The sequence below is a fragment of the Myxococcus sp. AM011 genome, assembly GCF_013372595.1.
Taxonomy (GTDB): domain Bacteria; phylum Myxococcota; class Myxococcia; order Myxococcales; family Myxococcaceae; genus Myxococcus; species Myxococcus eversor.
This window is the reverse complement of the sequence record NZ_JABXEM010000097.1, coordinates 15,044-36,060: the sequence shown is the minus strand read 5'-3', so window position 1 is coordinate 36,060 and position 21,017 is coordinate 15,044. Positions and strand designations below refer to the sequence as shown.

Genomic DNA, 21,017 nt, shown 5'->3' with positions numbered 1-21,017 from the left:
CCACCAGCCCCACCACCCGACTGTCCGGGTCCGCCAGATGGCGACTCGCGATGGCGGACGCCGCCCCCGTGCGCAACGCCGTGGCCAACACCCCGTCCACCACCGCCATCAGATGCCCCGTCTCACAGTCATAGACACTGTTGGTCGCGATGATGGTGGGAACCCCATAGCGCCTGGGATTCAGCGGATTGTAGCCCACCACTTTGATTGTAATTGTTTCACCCTGACGCATCACCGGCATCCATTCCAGCACGCCTGTCCGAGCATTGCGCAGCGTGAAACCGTCCCGCTGCCGCAGCTCCGTCCTCGACGCGTCGAACGCGCGGAAGGCGCCCTCCACCGCCTCGATGACCTGGTCCATCAGGGCATCGATTCCCACCTCATGCACGAGCTTGCGCAGGTCCGCCTGGGTGACGAGAAGTGTCTTCACGGGCGCTCCCCTCGGGTGGAGTTGCGCGCACTCTGCATCATGCCGCGAGGCCTGTGAAGACAATCAAAACAAACAGACACACCATTACCAGACCAGAAGAATAATCACCCCTGATTGCCCATGACCACACTTGCCGACATTGCACGATTTACAGGAACTCAGCGCAAGCCCTATCATCCGGCGCCGTGAGCACACGAACGGACACCTCGGAGCTGTCGTGGGGTTGGGTTCGCAATCCCCGATTCGACCTTCTCTTCATCGTGGGGACCGCGTTGCTGGGAGTTGTCTTCGCCCTGGCCGCGCTGGCGAAGCCCTCGTTATTCCCGCTGCTGCTGACCATCGACGTGTGGCTGCTCGGCTACCACCACGTGGTGTCGACCTTCACGCGCCTGGGCTTCGACGGGGAGAGCCGGCAGCAGCACCGCTTCCACATCTGGGTGCTGCCGCTCATCGTCTTCAGCGGGACGTTCGCCGTGTACCAGCTCGCCGGCGTCTGGCCGCTGATGAGCATCTACTTCTACTGGCAGGGGTGGCACTACCTGCGGCAGAGCTACGGCGTCAGCCGCATCATGGACCGGGCCTCGCGCAGGCCGCCGTCGGACAACCCCGCCACGGTGTGGATGCTGTACCTGTTACCCCTGGCGGGACTGCTGCACCGCTCCGCGCAGGGCTCCACCACCTTCCTCAAGCTGGACGTGCGCATGCTGCCGGTGCCCCAGGAGGTGGCGTGGGTGGCCGCGGCCAGCGCGCTGGTGGCGGTGGCGGCCTGGGCGGTGTTCCAGGCACGGGCGCTGCGCTCCGGCTCCGGCAGCCCCGCGCAGACGCTCTACCTGGCGACGCACGCGGGCATGTTCACCCTGGGCTACTTCGTCATCCCCAGCCTGGAGACGGGCTGGCTGGGGCTCAACGTGTGGCACAACGCGCAGTACATCCTCATCGTCTGGCTGTTCCACAACCGCCGCTTCGCGGACAAGGTGAGCCCGGCGCACCGGTTCCTCTCCACGCTCAGCCAGAGCCGGTGGATGGTGCACTACCTGGTGGTCTGCATCGCCATCTCCGCGCTGCTCTACACCTTCATCCTCAAGGGACTCGGGTGGATTCCGGCGGCCAGCCTGCTCATCGTCCAGACGCTCAACTTCCACCACTACATCGTCGACAGCCTCATCTGGAAGGTGAGGCAGCCGGCGGTGCGGCGCAACCTGGGGCTCGCGGCGTGAGCCCCCCGTCACGAGGGAGGAGCGCTCCCCCGATTGACGGACGGCACGACGGCCGGACGACTTCGCCCGGCCGCCGGTGCGAGGCTCAGGAGCGCACGCGCAGCACGGAGCGACCGCCGTAGCGGGCGGACTTGCCCAGCTCCTGCTCGATGCGGATGAGCTGGTTGTACTTGGCGGTGCGGTCCGCGCGGGACAGCGAGCCCGTCTTGATTTGACCGCAGTTGGTGGCGACGGCCAGGTCCGCGATGGTGGCGTCCTCCGTCTCGCCGGAGCGGTGGGACATCACGGCGGTGTAGCCGGCCTTGTGCGCCATCTCCACGGCGGCCATGACCTCCGACAGCGTCCCAATCTGGTTGACCTTCACCAGGATGGAGTTCGCGATGCCGTTCTTGATGCCGTCGGCCAGCCGCGTCACGTTGGTGACGAAGAGGTCGTCGCCGACAATCTGGACCTTCTTGCCGATGCGGTCCGTGAGCAGCTTCCAGCCGGCCATGTCGTCCTCGGCCAGGCCGTCCTCGATGGAGACGATGGGGTACTTCGCCGCCAGCCCCTCCAGGTACTTCACGTGGTCCTCGACGGAGCGCTTCTTGCCTTCGCCCTCGTAGTCGTAGACGCCGTCCTTGAAGAACTCGCTGGCGGCGCAGTCCAGCGCCAGGGCGATGTCCTCATTGGGGCGGTAGCCGGCCTTCTCGATGGACTTCATGATGAAGTCGAGCGCTTCCTCGGCGTTCTTGAGGTTCGGCGCGAAGCCGCCCTCGTCGCCCACGTTGGTGCCGTGGCCAGCCTCGGACAGGCCCTTCTTCAGGGTGTGGAAGACCTCGGCGCCCATGCGCACCGCCTCGGAGAGCGACCTGGCTCCCACGGGCATGATCATGAACTCCTGGAAGTCGATGGGGTTGTCCGCGTGCGCGCCGCCGTTGATGATGTTCATCATCGGCACGGGCAGCAGGTTGGCGGAGACGCCTCCCACGTAGCGGTAGAGCGGCAGCCCGCGCGCGGCGGCGGCGGCCTTCGCCACGGCCAGCGACACGCCGAGGATGGCATTGGCGCCGAGCTTCTTCTTGTTCGGCGTGCCGTCGAGGGCAATCATCGTCTGGTCGATTTGGAGCTGCGCCTCCGCGTCCATTCCACGGACCGCGTTGAACAGCTCGTTGTTCACCGCGGCGACGGCCTTCAGCACGCCCTTGCCGAGGTAGCGGCTCTTGTCGCCGTCCCTCAGCTCCACGGCCTCGTGAGTGCCCACGGAGGCACCGGAGGGGACCGCGGCGCGACCGCGAATGCCGTTCTCGAGGATGACATCGACTTCGACAGTGGGATTGCCGCGACTGTCCAGAATCTCACGGCCTACGACACCGACGATTGTAGTCATCGCGCCTTCGTAGCGAAGCGGTCCCAGTGCGTCAAGACGCGAGTCCCCGAGTGTCCGCCTCACGCGCTCCGGGCCTCCCGCTCCACGCGGTACTGCTCGATGGTGAGGTTGCGCACCCGCGAGCGGCGCCCCTCCTCGTTGTGGACGTAGCCCACGCTGGCCACGTACGGCTCGATGACGCGAATCTTCTGCAGCGGCGTCACGATGAGCAGTTGCAGGTCCAGCCGGCGGAACAACTCCAGCCCGTAGGCCGCGGACTCGTCCGAGCCCCGGCCGAAGGCCTCGTCGATGACCACGAAGCGGAACGAGCGCGAGCGCGTCTCGCCCCACTGCAGGCCGAACTGGTAGGCCAGACTCGCGGCCAGCACCGTGTACGCGAGCTTCTCCTTCTGTCCGCCCGACTTGCCGCCCGAGTCCGCGTAGTGCTCGTGCTCCTGGTCATCCACGCGCCAGCGCTCCGAGGCGGAGAAGCTGAACCAGTTGCGCACGTCCGTCACCCGCTCGGTCCACTTCGCATCCGCCTCGGCCTCGCCCACGCGTCCCCGGAAGCGTTCGATGATGCGCTTCACCTCCAGGAACTTCTGTTCGGAGTACGCGTCATCCGAGCCCGAGCCCGAAAGAGTGCCCTCCGTGCAGGCGCGCAGGTCCTGCTGGAACTCGCGGATGTCGGCGTCCGCCGTCGGCACCAGCTCCAGGACGATGTAACGGTCCGGGTTGTAGTCGATGGCCCGGAGCGAGCGGTTGATGGTGTCCACGCGCTCGCGAATGCCGTGGCGCTCCCGGTGGAGCTGCGCCTGGAAGTTGGCCACCTCACGGATGGTGTTCTCGTTCAGGAGGCTCTTGAAGCGCGCCTCGAAGCGAGGCAGGTCATCCGCGCGCAGCGAGGCGAGCAGCGCCACGTATTCCGCCGCCGCCTCCAGGCTCGCCGCCAGCTCCTGGGTCTCCAATGGGAACTCGGTGCGATAGGCCTGCATCGCGGAGAGGACGGCATCACGCACCCGCTCCTGCTTGCGCGCCTCGCTGTCGATGCGTGACTGGAGCCGCTCGCGCACCTGTCGCTCCCGCTCGTCGCACGCATCGGCTTCGAGCGCCGCCCCGCCCAGCCCTTCCGCGCAGAGCATGGCCACGCGCGGGTAGCTGGCCTTGAGGGCCTCGGGCGTCTCGCCCACCGTGCGCTGGCACGCCGCGAGCGTCCGCCGTGTCGCGTCTTCCTTCTCCTCCAGGCGCCCCAGGCGCTTCTCCACTGTCTTCAACGCCTGCTCCGTCGCGGCCAGCTCCTTCTCGACGGCGTCCAGCTCCCGCTCGAAGCCCCTGAGCACATCGGACTCGCTCTCCAGGGTCTTGAGCCGCTCCTCCCTCCGCTGGATGTCGCTGGCGACCAGGCGCCAATCCAGCTCACGGAACGTGTCGAAGACCGCGAGCTGACCGAGTTGTTCCCCCCGAGTCAGTAGGAGTGCGCAGCGCTGTTCGAGCACCTCCCACTTGGCGGTGGCCGCCTGGATTCGCGCCTCCAGGGCCCGCGCCTCCGACTCCAGCGCCTGACGCTTGGTGTCGTTCGTCCAGCCCAGCACCCACTGAGAGCGGTCATCGATGCGGCGCCGGTCATCCTTCAGGTGCCGCTCCCCACCCGACTTCACCTGCCCCGAGCGGGAGAGCGCCTGACGCGAGCGCGTGAACTGCTCCGTCGTTTCGCAGCACGTGTAGTCGAACTGTCGGGTGAGCTGCGCCTCCAGCCACGGCGCCATGCCGGAGCCCGGCTTGAGGGCCAGCTTCTGCGGGAGGGACTCGGCTCGCGCCGGAGGAACCCGCGACAGGGCCTCTTCCCGGACGCGGTAGTAGACGAGCCGCTCGTTCAGATGGGTGCGGTCCACCCACTGGCTCACCCGCGCGTACTCGGCATCCGGCACCAGCAGGGAGACGCCCAGCGAGTACAGCACGCGCTCGATGGCGCCCGTCCAGTCGCGCTCCTCGTCGCGGATTCGCAGCAGCTCTCCGGCGAAGGGCAGCACGTCCTCGGACAGCTTCAGGTCCGCGCACAGCCGGGCCCGGAGGTGGAGGAAGCGCGCCGGGATGTTGGAGCGCTGACGACGGAGCGCCTCCAACTCGACGGCCACCGCCTCATGCGCCTTCTTCAAATCTCGCAGCTCCATGACGACTTCCGTGCGGGTGTCCTGGACCTCCGCCAGCTCGCTGGCCGTCACCTCCCGCTGGAGCTGGACGGTGCGCGCGTTGGAGAGGAAGACCTCCAGCTCCGTCGCGGCCGGCAACCCCACCGCCTGCGCCATCCGCGCGTAGCGGTCCGCCTTCCGCAAGCGCTCCTCCCGCTCATGTCTGCGCTGGACCAGCTCCGCCTTCTCGGTCTCCAGGCGGTCTCCCCCGTTGGCGGAGATGGACTGACGCAGCCTGTCCCGATCCGCGCCCTGTCGCTCGCGTTGCTCCCGCACCTGCTCCGCCTCCAGGCGCACCTGTTCGCGCTCCGCCTCCAGTCCCGCCAGCCGCGCCTCGAACAGCCGCGCCTTCTGCTCGGAGAACCAGGGCCGAAGGGCGTCGCGGCAGCTTCGCAGTGCGTCAAGCTCCGTGGACAGGGCGGTGAAGCGTTCGTGGTCCGCCACCAGCGGCTCCAGCCGGCCTACCTGCCGCTTCGCCTTGAGCACCGCCTCGTGCGCGCGGTGGAGGTCATCGAAGTGCCCCATCAGCGCCGCCAGCCGCGTCTCCACGTCGAAGGGAGGCAGCATGTGCTGGCGCACGAAGTCCGTCAGGTTGCCCACGGACTTCATCGACACCGTCTGGAGGAACAGGTCCAACGCCTGCTCGTTCTCCAACCCGAAGCGTCGCCGGAAGGCCGCCTGATACGGAGGAAACGTCTCGTGCACCTCGCGCGAGAGGTCCTTGAGGCGCTTCTTCAGCGCATTGAAGTCCGAGCCACACCGCGAGAAGTGCTCGGCGATGGAGAGCTTGCCATCCGCGACCACATACAAACGCGCGGGCTGCCCCTCCGGCTCGCGCATCCACATGACCTGGACGAGCGTGACGTCCTGGCCGTAGCCCTCGTTGTGGAAGTGGGCGAGCAGCACGGAGTACGTGGGCGCGTCCCGGAGGAAGACGGGTTTGGACCCCTGCCCTCCTTCACCCCGCTCGGACTTGTACTGGCCTCGCACATAGGAGCGCAGGGAGCGCTCCCGAGCCTCCGCGCCCGCCGCCTTGTTGTAGGCGAGCTTCTGGGGCGGGACGAACAGCGTCACCAGCCCGTCCACCAGCGTCGACTTGCCCGAGCCGATATCCCCGGTGAGCAGCCCGCTCTCGCCCTGGAGCTCCAGGTGCCACGCGCGCTGATGGAAGGTGCCCCAGTTGTAGACCTCGAACCGGTGCAGCCGGAACCCCGCGCGCCCGTTGGGGGCATTGAAATCCAAGAGGTCCGCCTGCGTGAGTGGACGCACCGTGCTCATTCCCCACCTCCTTGTTGCTTCTCGACGAGTTGGGCGCGGTACGCCGCGAGCCGCTGCTCGAAGCCCTCCAACCACTGCGCATCGACGAACGCCTTGAGGATGCGGCGGACCTCGAACGTGTCCTCTTCCTCCCCGAGCCTCCGGAGGAAACCCATCTCCACCGCCCGCTCGATGTCTTGATTCACTCGCTCCACCCATCGGACCTCGTTGGTGCCATCCGGAAGGAACAGCTTCACCAGTTCCTGAAGCTCATGGCGACGGAGCACCAGCCGACTCCCACCGGCCGCGGCATCCGCGTCCGCCAGCTTCTTGCGCAGCAGCGCGAGCAACAGGCTCAGGCCATATCCCAGCTGTCTGCGCGCGATGAGCCGTGGCAGCTCGGCGCCCCCCTCTCCTTCCGAGCGCTGTTTCAGGAACGCGTGTCCCTCCGACTCATCGAGCATCAGTCGAAGCCCGAGCACGGACACCTGGTCCCGCACCCGGGCCTGCAACTGGAGCAGGGTCTGCCACAGCGCGGAGCTCTCCTCGCGGTAGACAACGCCTTTCAAGAGGGAGACCACGACGAGGGACAGGGCATCGGGACCTTCGGAGGGACGCGGAGCGGAGGTCGTCATCGGAGGAAGAGCACCAGGGGAAGAGTGGCGCGGCGGGGATGACCGCTCGCATCGGTCCAGAAGAGTTCTTGCGTGCGGGCCTCGTCGACCGAGGAGCGTCTGTCTTCAGAGGCGAGGCTCAGGTAGACGACCAGCTCCGCGAGTCCGTGCTCCAAGGGATGCTCCCGCACCAGCTCCGCCAGGGAGATCTGCTCGCGCGACAGGAGGGCCTCGCGAACGTGCGTCTTCAGCCTCGCCTTGTCGATGAACGCGAGGTTGAAGAGGGCCTCGGAGGGCACGTCTTCGGTGGCCTCCAGCACCTCCTCGTCCGCCATCCGGGCGCGCGCGGGCGGTGAGTACATGGGACGCTCCAGCGGAAGCTCCAGCGTGGGCGCCAATTCGTCCAGCGACATGAGCGGCGCGGTGGGAGGCCGCGCGCGCACGGCGAGGGCATGTTTCTCGATGCCGCGCAGCACCTGGAGGATGCGGCGGTTCTCCAACCAGACGCGGTCATCCAGGAAGCGTCGAAGCTGACCGGACAGCCTCGCCACGGTGCGCTGGGTGTGCTCGCCCGCCTCCAACCAGTCGAAGTGGATGCGTGGCAGACGCGAGTCAGGCTGCAGCGATTGAATCGCCGGATGAGCCAGGACGCGCTCCAGGTTCCGGGTGAGGGCCTCCTTGCGCTCGGGAGACATGAGGAAGTCCCAGAAGGCGCGGAAGCTTCGCCCCTGGTCCGAACCGTTGATGGCGTCCCGCTCTCCCAGCACCGTCTCCAGGAGCTCGCCGCGAGTGCCCTCCCACGTCGCGATGCGCTCGCGCACCCGTCGGTCGAGGGCATGGAAGCCGTCTTCCAGCGCCCTGAAGTCCGACAGCAGGCCGCGCGCGGTATCGGACATCTGCTGGAAGCGGTCCTTGAGGGCGGACTCGTCCATCAGGTCCAGGTGGCCCGCGCGCACCCGGGCAATCTCCGCTTCCACCTCCGCCTTGCGGCGCTCCAGCTCCACCAGCCGCGCATCGGGGTTGTGCTCGGTGCCCTCGGCCATCTCCTGGAGAAGGTGGAAGACGGTGAGCATTCGGGACTCGGTGCCTACGAAAGGTTGCTCGGTGAGCTGGCCCAGCCAGCGGATGGCGCGCTCCGCCGCGGGCGTCAGGTCGAAGTGCGGCTCATCCGTGCCGGGCGGGTAGAACTTGCGCAACCAGCCCGCGCTGTCAGCGGACCACTCGTCGAGATACGCCCCGGCGCCGCGAGGAAACGCCGCCTCTCCGCGCCGCTCTCGCAGGGCATGCAGGTGGTCCTCCAGGCGCAGCACCAGCTCCCGCTGGGGGATGGCGCGGGCGTTGGATGCGACGAAGACGCGGTGCAGGAAGCTGACGATGAGGGGCGCGTGGTCCGCGACGAGCAGCCGCCATGCGGGATGCTTCAGTCGCAGGGTTTCGAGCGTCGCGAAGTCCATGACGCATCACCCTTACACCGCGCCTCTGACATGCCTGGGTGACCTCAGGGAGTGGCTGATTTGATGAAAAGTGAGCGCCCTGCCTGGTTGGTTGCCCGCCATGGGCGGCGTCCCCCAAGATGCCCTCCATGAACGAATTCATGCGGGCAGGACTGGTGCTGAGCGCGCTGCTGTGGAGCGGCTGTGGCTCGGACGATGACGACGAAGGCGCCTGCGTCCAGGTGGCGGTGTTCGCCCGGTCCGCGACGGGAAGCTGCACCTCCTACCCCTCCACGTGCGACGTGCCCAAAGGCTACGTGGAGTGCTGCGGCGGATTCCTCGGCGGCTGCTCCGATTCCGAGGCCCGATGCGTGGATGACACCACGGACTCCTGCTCACCCGCTTCGGGCGGCGCGGACTGTCCGGGCATCTGCCAATAGATTTCGAAACAAGATGAGAGCCGTGTCGGCGCGCCTGGGCATGGCGGCCACGGAACCGTAGGAGGGAGCCCCTGTCCGCTCGCTCCCGGGGGGCGGCTACACGTCCGGCTTGGACGGGTCCTTCCCCTTCTGCTTGTCGTTCTTCCAGCCCCAGCTGGAGCTCCACATCCCAGGCCCCGTGAAGAGCACCGTGACGAGCGTCATCACCGCGGCGCCAATGAGAATCTCCCAGAACATGTCCACGCCTCCTCCGACAGAATCAGCACCCGCGGTGCCCGCCACGCATCCCCGAGGAAAGGCGTAACCGGCCGCCCCTGGGACTTCCACCGCCCGCTCCCTCGTGGCCTCGCCGAGAGGTCGCCCCCAGGACAATGCCGGGCGTGCGTCAACGGCGCGGGACCCTACCAGCTCATTCCCCGAGTGCAATCGAGGACGGCGGCGGCCCCAGGCACGGCCGCTCCCCCTCGCGGTGGTACTCTGCCCGCCGAATGCATCCGCTCCCCATCCGTGGCCCGCACCGCTCGGCCGTCGTCGGCGCTTCCGTCTCTTCCCTTCGCCGCGCCCCGGTGGTCTTGGGATTGCTGCTCGGCCTGTTCGGCTGTGAGGGACGTGCCCCTCCGGAGAACCCAGGCCCCGCACCCCAGTGCCCCTATGGAGATTGCGGCGGTGGCGAGCCGCTGCGGCCCGAGGGCAGCGTGCGCATCGCCGCGTTCAACGTGCACCGGCTCTTCGACACCGTCTGCGACTCCGGCAAGTGCGGCGGCTCCGAGTACGAGGCGCTTCCCACCCAGGCCGAGTTCGACGCCCAGGTGGGTCGACTGGCCACCTCCATCAGCACGCTCGACGCGGACGTGGTGATGCTCGCGGAGGTGGAGACCCAGGTGGGACTCGATGCGCTCCAGGCGCGGCTGCCGGAGTTCCCTCACGCCATCCTGGGTGAGACGGGGGGCACGGCGTCCGTGGACGTGGCGGTGCTGTCCGCCTTCCCCATCACCTCCGTGGGCAGCCATCGCGACCGCGTCCTGACCCGGCCGGATGGCTCGACGACGCGCTTCTCGCGCGAGCTCTTGGAGGTGCACCTGGACGTGCGGGGCAAGGAGGTCATCGTCTTCGCCGCGCACTTCCGCTCGAAGGTGGATGACGACCCGGGCCGCCGGTACGCGGAAGCCGATACGACTCGGGTCGTCGTCTCGCAGGCCGCCGCGCGCGCACCGAAGGCGCTGGTGGTGCTGGGCGGAGACCTCAACGACGTGCCCGGCTCCGCGCCCATCAACGCCCTGGAGCGCGACGCGGCCCTGCTGCGCGTGGCGAAGGACAGGCCGGATGACCAGACCTGGACCTATATGTACTCCGGGCAGAAGCAGGCCATCGACCACCTGTTCGTCGCGAACGCCGCCAGCGGCACCTATGTGCCGGGCACGTTCCGCGCGGCCCGTGAAGGAAGTCGTGGGTTCGGCGGCTCGGACCACGCCGCCGTGGTGGCCGACTTCCTTCCCTCGCCTTGAAGCCAGACGTCAGCTCGCGGCGGGCACGGCCTGGATGTCCAGTTCGACATCCACCTTCTCGCCGACGAGCCACCCGCCGTTGTCGAGCGTCTTGTTCCAACGGATGCCGTAGTCGGAGCGGTTGATGGTGCCCTTGGCCGTGTAGATGAGCCGCGTGCTGCCCCACGGGTCCTTCGACGTGGCGGTGTGGCGCGCCTCGAACACGACGGGCTTCGTCACGTTGCGGATGGTCAGCTCCCCCAGGAGCCGGAAGCCCGAGCCGCCGGTGGGCTCCAGGCCCGTGCTGCGGAAGGTGAGCTTCGGCGCGCCCTCCACGTCCAGGAAGTCGGGCGAGCGCAGATGCGTGTCACGGTCCGGCGAGCCCGTGTAGATGCTGGCCGTCTCCGCGCTCACCTCGACTTCGCCTTGCGTGGGCTTTTCGGCGTCCACGCGCAGCACGCCGGAGACGCGCTCGAAGCGGCCGTGGACACGCGCCACCACCATGTGGCGAGCGATGAACAGGACAGAGGAATGCGCGGGGTCGATGTTCCAGGAAGTCACGGGCATGGGGGAGCTCGTTGGTGGGGAATCGAGGGGGAGCGTCGCGAGCGGGTCGCCGCTGACACAGCCATCCTAGAGAAAGAAACCACCCCGGGTATTTGATTTTGATGAGGCTTCACGCATCGAGACACGAAGTGAACGCCCACCTGACCCTGAGCGCGCGCAGGCGAGCACGTCCGCTGTCAGACATTGCGTGAGACGTCGTCAGGCGTGGCACCGCTGCGAGAACACGCAGTGAATCTTTGTCGCCGGGGTGTCTGGCCGTATGAGTCCGACACGCCCTTTATAACGGTCCTAAGGTAGCAACCCCCGGGAGACCGGGAACGCGAAGCAGCCAGCGTCTCTCGCAGAGGCTGGCCGCGCGCCCACTGCCGCGAGTCCCGCGGTAAGAGCGGCCGTAAAACAAACAAGGCCCGTACACTCGGATGCCCTGGCGCCTTTTCCCCAGCCTGCGAACAGTGGATGCTTTCCCGAGCTGTCACGACAGCTCGCGCGCGGAAGCAGTCCCCACGTGGCCAGCGGCGACCGCCGCCCCCTCCCGAGGAGCAGATGCGCCCCAACATCGTGGTCGTCAACGGCGAGAGACACTGGCCGACGTATTTCCCCGAGGCCGAGGTCATCCCGGTCCGACTCCAGGACTCCTGCTGGGTGCTGCGCGAGGGCGTCCTGTGGTGCATCACCCGCGAGGCGGCGGTGCGAGTGGACGGCGTCTTCTGGCGCGTGGGCGCCATCCGCCCGGACCCGCGCCATCGCACCGTCCTGGAGCTGGTGCGGCTGAGCGGAGTGCCGTGTGTCAATCCCGCGAGGACGCTGGTGCGCTGCCATGACCGGCTGTCCATGCTCGCCGAGCTTCGCGAGGCGGGCCTGCCCGTCATCCCCTTCGACGTGGCGCTCGGTGACGACATGGTGCGCCGGATTGCCCGGCCCGCGCCGTTCGTCGTGAAGGTGGGCAACCACCACGGCGGCTACGGGAAGGCGCTGGTGCGCGAGGAGTCCGAGTGGTTCGAAGTCGCGGACCTGCTGTTCGCCGCGGATGACTACGCCGCGGTCGAGCCCTTCATCGACTACCGGCGGGACGTGCGCTGCCTGGCCATCCGGGACAGGTGCTGGGCCATGTCGCGCGCGGGCGCGGGCTGGAAGGCCAACGTCCAGACTCGAAAACACCAGGTCATCGACCCGCCGGAGGAGCTGGTGGGCCACACCCGCAGGGCCCTGGAGCACCTGGGCGCCGATATCGTCGCGCTCGACTTCCTGGAGACCCAGGACGGGCGCTTCGTCCTGCTGGAGTGCAACGACACGCCGGGCTTGTCTGGTTTTCCGGAGCAGTTGTGTTTCGAGCTGGCGGACTGCCTCAAGGAGAAGCTGCGAGCTGTCCCCGCGACAGGCGCCTGAGTGGCGTGGGGTCCATCGGGACACAGCCGCTGGCATTTTGCCAAGTCGGCTCACCCGGAGGATTCTGGGAACACGGTCTCACGAGGGGGAGGCTCCGACAGTCGACGGCGAATCCTCGCTCGCGCCGCTTCATCCTGGAGCCACAGCCCGCATGCGGATCGCCGTCATCGCCACGTACACGCACCCCACGCGCCTGCGCATCAAGGAACCCTCCATCATGCAGTCCTCCGTGCCGGAGCTCATCGCCGGCCTGTGCCCCGAGCACGCGGAGGTGGAGGTCTTCAACGAGAAGGAGGTGGACATCCCGTTGGAGCGGCACTGGGACCTGGTCTTCTTCTCGTACCTGCACTCCTACTACGAGCACACCAAGGTGCTCTCCACGCTGTTCCGCCAGCGGGGAATGATTACCGTCGCGGGTGGCCGCCACGCCACGCACTTCCCCGACGACGCGGCGCTGTACTTCGACGCCGTCATCACCGGCGAGCCCGAGTCCAACGTCCCCGCGCTCATCGCGGACTTCGAGAAGGGCCAGCTCCAGAAGCGCTACGAGCTGCCGTCGCTCGGCCCCACGTCCATCCAGCCGTACCGCTACGAGCTCATCGACTTCACGCACAACAAGGTGCGGCTGCCCGGCATCGAGGCCTCGCGAGGCTGCCCGTTCCGCTGCAACTTCTGCGTCCTCACCGGCCATGAGCGCTACCGCTACCGTCCCGTCGCGCAGGTCATCGACGAAATCCAGACGCGCATGCGCTGGAACCCCAACTACCTGGGGTTGATGAAGGACGCCTTCATCTTCCTCGACAACAACCTGGGCGGCTCGCCCAAGTACCTGCGCGAGCTGTGCGAGGCGCTGATTCCCCTCAAGAAGACCTGGGGCTGCGCGCTCACCTTCAACATCCTCAAGGACGAGTCGTTGGTGAAGCTGATGGCGAAGGCCGGCTGCCGCTACGTGTACACCGGCCTGGAGTCACTCAACCCCGAGTCCATCAAGGCGATGAACAAGGGGCAGAACACGCTCTCGGAGGTCGACGCCGTCATCCGCCGCACCTTCTCCGCCGGCATCCTCCTGTCCTTCGGCCTCATCGTCGGCTCGGACGGCGACACCAACGAGTACCTGGAGAAGATTCCCGAGTACCTCGCGGACCTCCAGTACTTCTCCGTCACGTTCCTCGGCATCGTCAGCCCGTATCCGGAGACGCCCTTCTTTCGCGAGCTGCAAACCGAAGACCGGCTGCTGCCCGGCACCGTCAGCCGCGACTATGACGGCTACACGCTCTGCCACCGGCCGAAGAACCTGCACCCCTCGGAGGTGGTGGAACACTTCCACCGGCTCTGCGCGCAGTTGGGCAGCCTGCCGAACATCGCCCGGCACTACTGGTCCAAGCTGACCTTGAGCAACCTGCCCCGCTACAAGCAGACCATCCTCTTCGCCGGGCCCGAAATCCTCAGCATCCGCAACCCGCTGAAGAACCCGGCCCGCCGCTACATCGCCGGCATGGACGCGCTGGAGGACTGGGACACGAAGCAGATGGCGGCACTGGGCCTTCAACCCCAGCGCATCACCTGACCGCGACGGCGCGAGGCACTTCGTCCTGGACTGGCGGCGTCAGGCCCAGCTCGGCCTCCAGCCGGTCCAGGCGCCGCAGCTCCGCCTGGGCGCCAATGGACTGGAAGATGTCGCGCGCCCGCGCCAGGAACTCCACGCGCCGGTGCGGCAGCGCCACCGCCGCGTCATGGTACGCGACGCCCGTCTCCCACCGGTTCGGCGTGTCCTCCAGGAAGGCGATGGCGCCCAGGAACAGCGACTCCGCCGCCTTGCCGCCCTTCTTCAGCGCCAGCGCGCGCGCCGTCACCCGCATCGCGGGCCCCTTGATGTACGGGTAGTGCCGGCCCAGCAGCCGCGCCTTGAACAGGCAGCGCCGGACGATGGCCCACAGCGCCTCCTGGGGCACCGCCACGGCGCCCTGCTCCAGCGCGAAGAGGGCGCCCTCCGCCGCGTCGACGAGGCCAATGTGGAGGAAGGGCACCAGCACGTGGTAGCGCCACAGCGCCTCGTCCGCGCGCACCGCCATCAGCCCCGCCTCCTCCACCAGGTGCTCGCGCACCGTCACGTTGACCAGGTGGTTGAGGCTGGCGCACTGGTTGGCCAGGTCCTGCACCTCGATGCTGATGCGCAGGCCTTCCTCCAGCTCCGCGCACAGCTCGCCCACCTCGCCCTCGCCGCGCAGGTAGCGGCACATGGGAATCCACGAGTGCGCCCAGCCCTGGTGCATGAGCGCGTGCAGCTCCTCGCCCATCTTCCCCATCTCCACGAAGGCCCGCTCGGCCCCCTCGAAGCGCGAGGCGAGGAACTGGCTGGCGCCCAGCATCATCAGGCCCGTCTGCACCTCCCACATGTCCCGCACCTGGCGCAGCAGGGACATGGCCTGCTCGGCGTACTGCGTCGCCTGCGCCAGGTCGTTGCCGAAGAGGGACAGGGTGGCCAGCCGGCTCAGGGCGATTCCCTCCGCCGCCGGGTCCCTGGCCCGCCGCGCGTAGTCCAGCGCGCGCAGACACCAGCGCTTCGACAGCCCGAGGAAGCCCGAGCCGAACAAGAGCGAGCCGTAGTAGCTGCTCGCCAGGCTCAAGCCCCGCTCCCCGCGCGAGCGCTCCGCCATGATGGTGGCCACCATGGTCGCCCAGGTGAGCTTGGCGATGTCCTTGAAGTAATAGATCTTGATGAGCGAGATGAGCGTGGAGAGCTGCTTGAGGTACAGCGGCAGCCGGGCTCCGAGCGGCCTCGCCAGCCAGGGAAACAGCGCGTAGAGCAGGTGCAGTCCGAAGGCCAGCAGCGTGCGGACGACGAGCGCGGGCAGGCTCCCCGGCATGCTCTGCCCCATCAGCTCCATGGCCCGCTCCAGCTCCTGGATGGCCCGCTTGGACTCGCCCTTCTCCTGGTGCGCGCGCCCCAGCCCCAGGTGCAGCTCCGCGCGGCGTGACTCCAGCTCCTCGTCCGCCAGGCACTGCTCGAACATGTGGATGGCGCCCGCGTAGTTGCCCGCTTGCAGCAGCGTCTCCGCCAGCTCCTGCATCACCCGGCGCGTCTTGAGCAGCACCTCGTCGGGGTCCAGCTCCATCGTCCCGGCGAGGATTTCGATGGCGCGGTTGTAGTGGTGGAGCGCGTCGTCATTGGCGTACTGGCCGCGCGCGCCGCGGGCCGCCATCAGCGTGTACTCCAGGCCCTTCACCTCGTCGTTCCCGGCGAGGAAGTGGAAGGCGAGGATGCCCGCGGACGCGGCGGCGTTCTCTCCCGCGCGGGCCTCCAGGAAGCGCGCCAGGCGGCGGTGCAGGTCCTCCTTCGACGACACCATCAGGGTGTTGTAGGCGGCGTCGCGGATGACGATGTGCTTGAAGATGCAGGTGTAGGGCTCCTCCACCTCCAGGAGGATGAGGCCCAGGTGCGTCAGCGTGTCGATGGCCTCGCGGATGCGCTGACGGGACACCGAGCCCGGCGCGAGCGCCGCCACCGCGTCCATCGTGAAGATGCGGCCGATGACGGACGCCACCTTCACCACCAGCTTCTCCGTCTCGCTCAACAGGTCGATGCGCGCGAGCACCACGTCCTGGATGGAGTCCGGCAGCACCAGCGTCTGGAGGCTCCGCTTCAACTCCCGCCGCGACGCGCCCGGGGACACCGGCCCCAGGTAGCCGCCCTCCACCAGGCCCTGGACGATGGACTCGGCGAAGAACGGATTGCCCTGCACCTTGGAGAGGAGCACCTCCTCCAGCGCCGTGTCGGGCGGCTCCATGCGCAGGTGCACGCGCAAGAGCGCGCGGGTGTCATCGTCGTCCAGGCTGGACAGGTCCAACCGGCACAGCCCCGGCATGTCGTCGCGCACGTTGCGCAGCTGCTCGCCGGGCCGCATCGTCACCAGCAGCGTCATCCTCAGCGGCGCCAGGCGGGCCGCGATGTACTCGATGAGGTCGACGGAGATGTTGTCCGCCCAGTGCAGGTCCTCGAAGAAGAGCAGCAGCGGCGTCTGCCGTGAGTGCTTCTCCAGGAGCTGGAAGATGATTTGGAACACCTTCTGGTTCTTGTGCCGCGCATCCAGCCCCACCGTGGCCGGGTCCTCCTCCACGCCCAGGCCCAGGATGGCCGCCATGACGGGGATCCACTCCAGGCCCGCATCCTCCAGCCCGTCGAAGCCCTGGCGCAACCTCGCGAGCTGCGCGTCCACGTCGTCGCCCTCGTGCAGGCCGAAGAGCTGCACGAGCACCTCCTTCCAGGGGAAGAAGGGCGTGAACATCTCGTACGAGTAGCAGATGCCGTAGAGGCTGCGCGCGCCGCGCGCCTCGGCGTCCTCCACCACCTTGGCGCCCAGGCGCGACTTGCCGATGCCCGCCTCGCCGGACACCACGCACAGCCGCCCGCTGCCCGACAGCGACTCCTCCACCGCCGCGTGGAGCTGCCCCAGCTCGCGCCCGCGCCCGACGATGCCGCCACGGCCCTTGATGAAGAGGCTGCGGCGCACCTCTCCCTTGAGCTGATAGACGGGCACCGCGCGGGAGACGCCCTTGAGCGTGGCGTCCTCCACGAACTCCGTGGTGAAGCCGCCCTGCTGGAGCTTGCGCTCCGTCTGCGCGTCGATGTGGATGCCCACCCCGTCCGCCGCGTATGTCATCAGGCGCGCGGCCAGGTTCACCACTTCGCCCAGCGCGGAGTAGCCCTTGCGCCAGGGCGAGCCCATGTCCCCGAAGTAGGCGTGTCCGGTGGCGATGCCAATCTGCAGCTCGCGCACGTACGGGAAGGACTCGCGCTCGCGGAGCAGCTTGCACGCCAGCCGGCTGGCCAGCACTTCCTTGTTCTGCTGCGCGGTGGGCGCGCCGAAGAGGACGTAGAGGACGTTTCCCTTGTCCGTGAAGTCCGTCATCAAGAGCACGCCGCCGTGGTGCGCGCTCTCGCGCTGGACGTGCTCGTAGAAGGCGTTCAGCTCGCGGGTGAAGTCCTCGACCTGGGACGGCGGGTGGTCCGTCTTGAAGCGCAGGAAGAAGCAGGTGAGGTCGCGGAAGTCGCCGCCCAGCTCCTGGTGCGCCGTGGTGATGCGGGTGAAGAGCACCGGGTGCAAGAGGAGCGCGCACCGGCCCACCAGCTCCTCGCCCCCCGGGAAGGCGAACGTGGGTGGAGGCCGCGCCGAGAGCGGCACCGAGGGCTCCAGGCGGAAGGCGCCGTCGCGCTCGTCCCCCACGCGCGCCAGGTCCGGCAGGAGCGCCCACGCCTCGCGGCTCAGGAGCACCTCGCCCACCTGGGCCCGCTTCTCCGCGGCCACCGCCTGCTCCAGCGGGTGGCCCACGAGCGCCGGGTGCATCCACATGCCCGTCGTGCCCAAGACGATGCGGTGCGACTCCCCCACGCCAATGCCGATGCGCGACGACACCGCGAAGCGCTGACCCAACAACTCCAGCCGGGAGAAGCGCGCCAGCCGTCGCTGCACGTCCAGCGCGCAGCGCGCGGCTCGCGCCACCGCCTCCGCGTCACCTTCGCCCCGCGCGGGCTCGAAGCACGCGAGGATGGAGTCACCGGCGAACTGGTAGATGTCGCCGCCGTGCTCCTTCACGACGTCGATCATCTCCGTGTAGTAGCTCTCCAAGAGGCGCTGGAGCGCGTCGATGCCGCGAGGACCTTCGCCGCTCAGCCCGACGACGATGGGCGTGAAGCCCGCGATGTCCAGCACCAGGATGGCGCCGCGCACCGCCTCGACGGGAGGCAGCGCGTGCGCCTCCGTGTCCTCCAGCCGGCGAAGCAGCGCGCCGGGGATGTAGGGCCGCAGCGAGGAGAGGACCAGGTCGATGTCCGACGACGACATGCGGTTGCCCTCAGCCCAACGTCCGGAAGCGGATCCACATCGCGACCACGCCCACCACGGCGTAGAAGAAGCCCTCGATGGTCTCCGACAGCGGCTGCGCCCGTCTCAGCGCGCCCCACACGTGGACCACGACCATCGCCGCGCACACCCAGCCGATGAGCTCGAACAGCGCCGGCTGGCTCCGGGGCTCCGGGACGTAGCGCACCACCGTCAGGATGATGGCCAGCGCCACCCCACCCAGGCAGCGGCCGAAGTACACCGTCAGGTCCGTGTTCCCCTGCACCGGCGCCCAGCCGAACCACCGCGCCCAGCGCAGCGGCATCAGCAACAACGGCAGCGCGAACACCAGCAGGAAGAACGTCGTCGAGACGGCGAGGAACCAACTGGCGAGTGGGTATTCAGCACTGATCATGTCGACGCACAGAACGACGCAGAACCCGAGTCTTCAGCGTGGAGCACCCAGTGACCCCAGGCGCCGCATCCTAGTCGTTTTTCCCCCGGCTTCGAGTGCGCTCGACCAAACCCAGCAATCCTGGCTTTTCTTGCTCAGGGAGCAAGGGGCCTGGCGGGCTCGCGGACGGAGGCGCGGATGAACTCGGCGACGCGCTCCAGGGAGTCGGTGCGCTCCAGCTCCGAGGAGAAGCGGCGGAAGCCCTCCGGAGGGCCGAAGAGGATGATGGGCTTGCCGTAGCGCAGGCACAGCGAGGCCTCCGAGGCGGTGCCGACACCTCCGGGCAGGGCCACGAGGGCGTGGGGCGTGAGCACGTTGATGTGGTTGCGACTCTGGGGGTCCGTGCCCTGCACACCGCTGAGGGGCAGGTGGGTGTAGATGGCCAGCTCCACGCCGGGGTTGGGGTAGCCGGGGCGCGGCACGTAGTCGCCGTCCTTCACGGTGCCCGGGACGATGCCGATGGAGATTCCCCGCCGCCCCACCACCTGCACGAAGGCGTCCGCGGCCGCCCGCATGACGCCGCTGCCGGCGCCCGTGAGCAGGTCGAACCCCGCCTCGGCGATCCACCGTGCGAGCGGAATGACACGCTCCAGGTGTTCTTCCTGGCCTGATCCGAAGACACCGATGATCCGCCGTTCCCTGCGCATGGATGCCCACTCCTTCCCGGACATGTGACCGGCCCTACCCCCAGCTTCTTCCATGTGCGTCCGACGCATCCGGCGCAACCGTTCAGTGAGCCACAGAGGGGGCGTCCGCCGTTCACCGACGGAAGGATCCACCCCAGGACAGACGCTGAAATGACACTTGCAGGACGGCGCGGGCACCGGGGTGCGACACCCCCTGGAGCCCTCCTCCTGTCAGACCCCCTCCCTACCCTCCTTCACGTCAAGCCTGGAGGTCGGCCTTGTTCGACACCTGTGGTGGATGTGAGCGGCGCGGTGGCCCTGGTGAAATCTTCGACTGGTGCGCGAACTGCGAGCTGTCCTTGTGCGCCCGGTGCATGAAGCGGGGTTGCTGCGGCGCGCTCCCCGCGGAGTCGGGGCGGGGTGCGCCGTTGATGTTGCCGGACCCGCCGGAAGAGGAGGAGGTGCCGCTGCCCGAGCACTTCGGGGGCCGGTGCTGCTCCAGCGCCCGCGCGGTGGCGTGCTCGTGCGCCTTCCACTGGGTCTGCGAGCGGCACGGGGACCAGCACATCGGCACCCACGACTGAAGCGACGGGCCCGGGGAAGAAATTCCGGGACGCGCGTTCAACCGTCGGCGGCACAGAGCCAAGGACGTCCCGAGCCTGGGTGGCTCGTGGCGAAGACTGGCGGGGGACTCGTCGATGACCATGGTGCTGGGGCGCGGGCCGAGTCACGTCCGGCTGATGGAGCTGGTCGCCGCTGCGGCGACGAATGACGCGGAGGTGCTCATCCAGGGCCCGAGCGGCGTAGGCAAGGAGCTGTATGCGCGGCTCGTCCATGAGCAGAGCGCCCGCGCGCCCCACCCGTTCATTCCCGTCAACTGCGGGGCGCTGCCGCCGGACCTCTTCGAGAACGAGCTGTTCGGGCACGTGGGTGGGGCCTTCACCGGCGCGAAGACACGCAATCGGGGGTTGGTGGCGGAGGCGGAGCACGGCACCCTCTTCCTGGATGAGCTGGACGCCCTCCCGCTCTCCAGCCAGGTGAAGCTCTTGCGCCTCATCCAGCAGAAGGAATACCGGCCGCTGGGTGACTCACGGCTGTACCGCTCCGATGTGCGCATCATCGCCGCCACCAACACGGACTTGCTGGCGGCGGCGCAGGCGGGGAGCTTCCGGTTCGATTTGTTCTTCCGCCTGCGCGTGCTGCCCATCGACGTGCCCCCGCTGCGCGAGCGGCCGGAGGACATCCAGCCGCTGTTCGAGTACTACCTGGGGCGCTACGCGGAGGAGTACGGCAAGGAGTCCGTCACCTTCACAGACGCCGCGCGGCAGCGGCTGATGACCTACGCGTGGCCGGGTAACATTCGCGAGTTGGAGAACTGCGCGCGTTATCTCCTGTGCACGCGCGCGGGGACGTGTGTCGAGGAGGAGGACCTTCCGCTGCTGGCGGAGTCCGCGCCCACTGGGCACCGGGAGGCGATGTCGTCCGCGTCCCGCGAGTCATTCCAGACGGCCAAGCGCCGCGTGGTGGAGGCGTTCGAGAAGGCGTGGCTGGAGGGCTCGCTCGTCGAGCATGGAGGCAACATCGCCGCCGCCGCGCGGGCCAGCGGGAAGCACCGCCGTGCGTTCTTCGAGTTGATGCGACGGCATGGACTCAAGGCCCACTCGCGCTGACATGCCCTTGCATCGCCCCGTCGTGCCACGACAAACAGTAGACACTCGCATCGAGGGCTGAC

Annotated in this window: 16 protein-coding genes and 1 pseudogene; 7 read left to right on the top strand and 10 right to left on the bottom strand. The window is 68.2% G+C overall.

Annotated elements, in window-relative coordinates:
• A pseudogene (locus HUW62_RS21205) lies at positions 1 to 430 on the bottom strand (ornithine cyclodeaminase family protein); the annotation flags it as partial.
• 185 nt (positions 431 to 615) lie between these two features.
• On the opposite strand from HUW62_RS21205, the gene HUW62_RS21200 reads away from it, so the two are divergent.
• Complete coding sequence (locus HUW62_RS21200; protein ID WP_176435449.1) at positions 616 to 1,647, top strand: hypothetical protein; 1,032 nt, start codon at positions 616 to 618, stop codon at positions 1,645 to 1,647.
• Positions 1,648 to 1,732: 85 nt separating this feature from the next.
• On the opposite strand, the gene eno is transcribed toward HUW62_RS21200, so the two are convergent.
• From eno to HUW62_RS21180, 4 genes are read right to left on the bottom strand one after another with little or no spacing between them, the layout of a single operon-like run.
• Positions 1,733 to 3,016 carry a phosphopyruvate hydratase gene (gene eno / locus HUW62_RS21195; protein WP_176435448.1) on the bottom strand — a complete coding sequence of 428 codons (1,284 nt, stop codon included), beginning with the start codon at positions 3,014 to 3,016 and terminating at the stop codon, positions 1,733 to 1,735.
• Positions 3,017 to 3,075: 59 nt separating this feature from the next.
• Entirely contained in the window at positions 3,076 to 6,462 is a 3,387-nt protein-coding gene (locus HUW62_RS21190; protein ID WP_176435447.1) for an ATP-binding protein, read from the bottom strand.
• Positions 6,459 to 7,076 carry a DUF4194 domain-containing protein gene (locus tag HUW62_RS21185; RefSeq protein ID WP_176435446.1) on the bottom strand — a complete coding sequence of 206 codons (618 nt, stop codon included), beginning with the start codon at positions 7,074 to 7,076 and terminating at the stop codon, positions 6,459 to 6,461. Before HUW62_RS21185 ends, HUW62_RS21190 begins: the two co-directional genes overlap by 4 nt.
• The gene (locus HUW62_RS21180; RefSeq protein ID WP_176435445.1) at positions 7,073 to 8,509 is read right to left on the bottom strand and encodes a DUF3375 domain-containing protein; all 1,437 of its coding nucleotides are present in this window, start codon (positions 8,507 to 8,509) and stop codon (positions 7,073 to 7,075) included. Before HUW62_RS21180 ends, HUW62_RS21185 begins: the two co-directional genes overlap by 4 nt.
• Before the next feature lie 128 nt (positions 8,510 to 8,637).
• On the opposite strand from HUW62_RS21180, the gene HUW62_RS21175 reads away from it, so the two are divergent.
• The gene (locus HUW62_RS21175) at positions 8,638 to 8,928 is read left to right on the top strand and encodes a hypothetical protein (protein WP_176435444.1); all 291 of its coding nucleotides are present in this window, start codon (positions 8,638 to 8,640) and stop codon (positions 8,926 to 8,928) included.
• A gap of 96 nt (positions 8,929 to 9,024) precedes the next feature.
• Here HUW62_RS21175 and HUW62_RS21170 read toward each other — a convergent pair whose 3' ends face one another.
• Positions 9,025 to 9,165, bottom strand: coding sequence for a hypothetical protein (locus HUW62_RS21170; protein WP_174455667.1), 141 nt, complete (start codon positions 9,163 to 9,165; stop codon positions 9,025 to 9,027).
• A gap of 329 nt (positions 9,166 to 9,494) precedes the next feature.
• Here HUW62_RS21170 and HUW62_RS21165 point away from each other — a divergent pair, with 329 nt between their 5' ends.
• Entirely contained in the window at positions 9,495 to 10,433 is a 939-nt protein-coding gene (locus HUW62_RS21165) for an endonuclease/exonuclease/phosphatase family protein (RefSeq protein WP_240356308.1), read from the top strand.
• A 9-nt stretch (positions 10,434 to 10,442) separates the two neighbouring features.
• Here the strand turns inward: HUW62_RS21165 and HUW62_RS21160 are convergent, their stop codons facing one another.
• Positions 10,443 to 10,979, bottom strand: a complete 537-nt coding sequence (locus HUW62_RS21160; protein WP_163865018.1) for a YceI family protein — start codon at positions 10,977 to 10,979, stop codon at positions 10,443 to 10,445.
• Positions 10,980 to 11,522: 543 nt separating this feature from the next.
• On the opposite strand from HUW62_RS21160, the gene HUW62_RS21155 reads away from it, so the two are divergent.
• Positions 11,523 to 12,365 (top strand): RimK family alpha-L-glutamate ligase, encoded by an 843-nt coding sequence (locus tag HUW62_RS21155; RefSeq protein ID WP_163865017.1) that lies wholly within the window; start codon positions 11,523 to 11,525, stop codon positions 12,363 to 12,365.
• Positions 12,366 to 12,516: 151 nt separating this feature from the next.
• A complete protein-coding gene (locus HUW62_RS21150) occupies positions 12,517 to 13,932 on the top strand; it encodes a radical SAM protein (RefSeq protein ID WP_176435443.1) in 1,416 nt (471 codons plus the stop codon).
• Here HUW62_RS21150 and HUW62_RS21145 read toward each other — a convergent pair.
• From HUW62_RS21145 to HUW62_RS21135, 3 genes are all read right to left on the bottom strand, one after another.
• Positions 13,925 to 18,208: an AAA family ATPase gene (locus HUW62_RS21145; protein WP_176435442.1), complete on the bottom strand. Its 4,284-nt coding sequence runs from the start codon at positions 18,206 to 18,208 to the stop codon at positions 13,925 to 13,927. The genes HUW62_RS21150 and HUW62_RS21145 overlap by 8 nt on opposite strands.
• A gap of 10 nt (positions 18,209 to 18,218) precedes the next feature.
• Positions 18,219 to 18,620 carry a hypothetical protein gene (locus HUW62_RS21140; RefSeq protein ID WP_163865014.1) on the bottom strand — a complete coding sequence of 134 codons (402 nt, stop codon included), beginning with the start codon at positions 18,618 to 18,620 and terminating at the stop codon, positions 18,219 to 18,221.
• Positions 18,621 to 18,754: 134 nt separating this feature from the next.
• Positions 18,755 to 19,306 (bottom strand): LOG family protein, encoded by a 552-nt coding sequence (locus tag HUW62_RS21135; protein ID WP_163865013.1) that lies wholly within the window; start codon positions 19,304 to 19,306, stop codon positions 18,755 to 18,757.
• Between the two features lie 257 nt (positions 19,307 to 19,563).
• Here HUW62_RS21135 and HUW62_RS21130 point away from each other — a divergent pair, with 257 nt between their 5' ends.
• Together HUW62_RS21130 and HUW62_RS21125 are read left to right on the top strand one after the other, a co-directional pair.
• Entirely contained in the window at positions 19,564 to 19,869 is a 306-nt protein-coding gene (locus HUW62_RS21130; protein ID WP_176435441.1) for a hypothetical protein, read from the top strand.
• 114 nt (positions 19,870 to 19,983) lie between these two features.
• The gene (locus HUW62_RS21125) at positions 19,984 to 20,955 is read left to right on the top strand and encodes a sigma-54-dependent Fis family transcriptional regulator (protein ID WP_163865011.1); all 972 of its coding nucleotides are present in this window, start codon (positions 19,984 to 19,986) and stop codon (positions 20,953 to 20,955) included.
• Positions 20,956 to 21,017: the final 62 nt, after the last annotated feature.

Bases quoted from the DNA above. Each gene is read 5' to 3' on its own strand.
- HUW62_RS21125 (WP_163865011.1), top strand. From the start codon at position 19,984: ATGACCATGGTGCTGGGGCGCGGGCCGAGTCACGTCCGGCTGATGGAG.
- HUW62_RS21150 (WP_176435443.1), top strand. From the start codon at position 12,517: ATGCGGATCGCCGTCATCGCCACGTACACGCACCCCACGCGCCTGCGC.
- HUW62_RS21145 (WP_176435442.1), bottom strand. From the start codon at position 18,208: ATGTCGTCGTCGGACATCGACCTGGTCCTCTCCTCGCTGCGGCCCTAC.
- HUW62_RS21170 (WP_174455667.1), bottom strand. From the start codon at position 9,165: ATGTTCTGGGAGATTCTCATTGGCGCCGCGGTGATGACGCTCGTCACG.
- HUW62_RS21140 (WP_163865014.1), bottom strand. From the start codon at position 18,620: ATGATCAGTGCTGAATACCCACTCGCCAGTTGGTTCCTCGCCGTCTCG.
- HUW62_RS21180 (WP_176435445.1), bottom strand. From the start codon at position 8,509: ATGGACTTCGCGACGCTCGAAACCCTGCGACTGAAGCATCCCGCATGG.
- HUW62_RS21135 (WP_163865013.1), bottom strand. From the start codon at position 19,306: ATGCGCAGGGAACGGCGGATCATCGGTGTCTTCGGATCAGGCCAGGAA.
- eno (WP_176435448.1), bottom strand. From the start codon at position 3,016: ATGACTACAATCGTCGGTGTCGTAGGCCGTGAGATTCTGGACAGTCGC.
- HUW62_RS21185 (WP_176435446.1), bottom strand. From the start codon at position 7,076: ATGACGACCTCCGCTCCGCGTCCCTCCGAAGGTCCCGATGCCCTGTCC.
- HUW62_RS21155 (WP_163865017.1), top strand. From the start codon at position 11,523: ATGCGCCCCAACATCGTGGTCGTCAACGGCGAGAGACACTGGCCGACG.
- HUW62_RS21190 (WP_176435447.1), bottom strand. From the start codon at position 6,462: ATGAGCACGGTGCGTCCACTCACGCAGGCGGACCTCTTGGATTTCAAT.
- HUW62_RS21160 (WP_163865018.1), bottom strand. From the start codon at position 10,979: ATGCCCGTGACTTCCTGGAACATCGACCCCGCGCATTCCTCTGTCCTG.
- HUW62_RS21175 (WP_176435444.1), top strand. From the start codon at position 8,638: ATGAACGAATTCATGCGGGCAGGACTGGTGCTGAGCGCGCTGCTGTGG.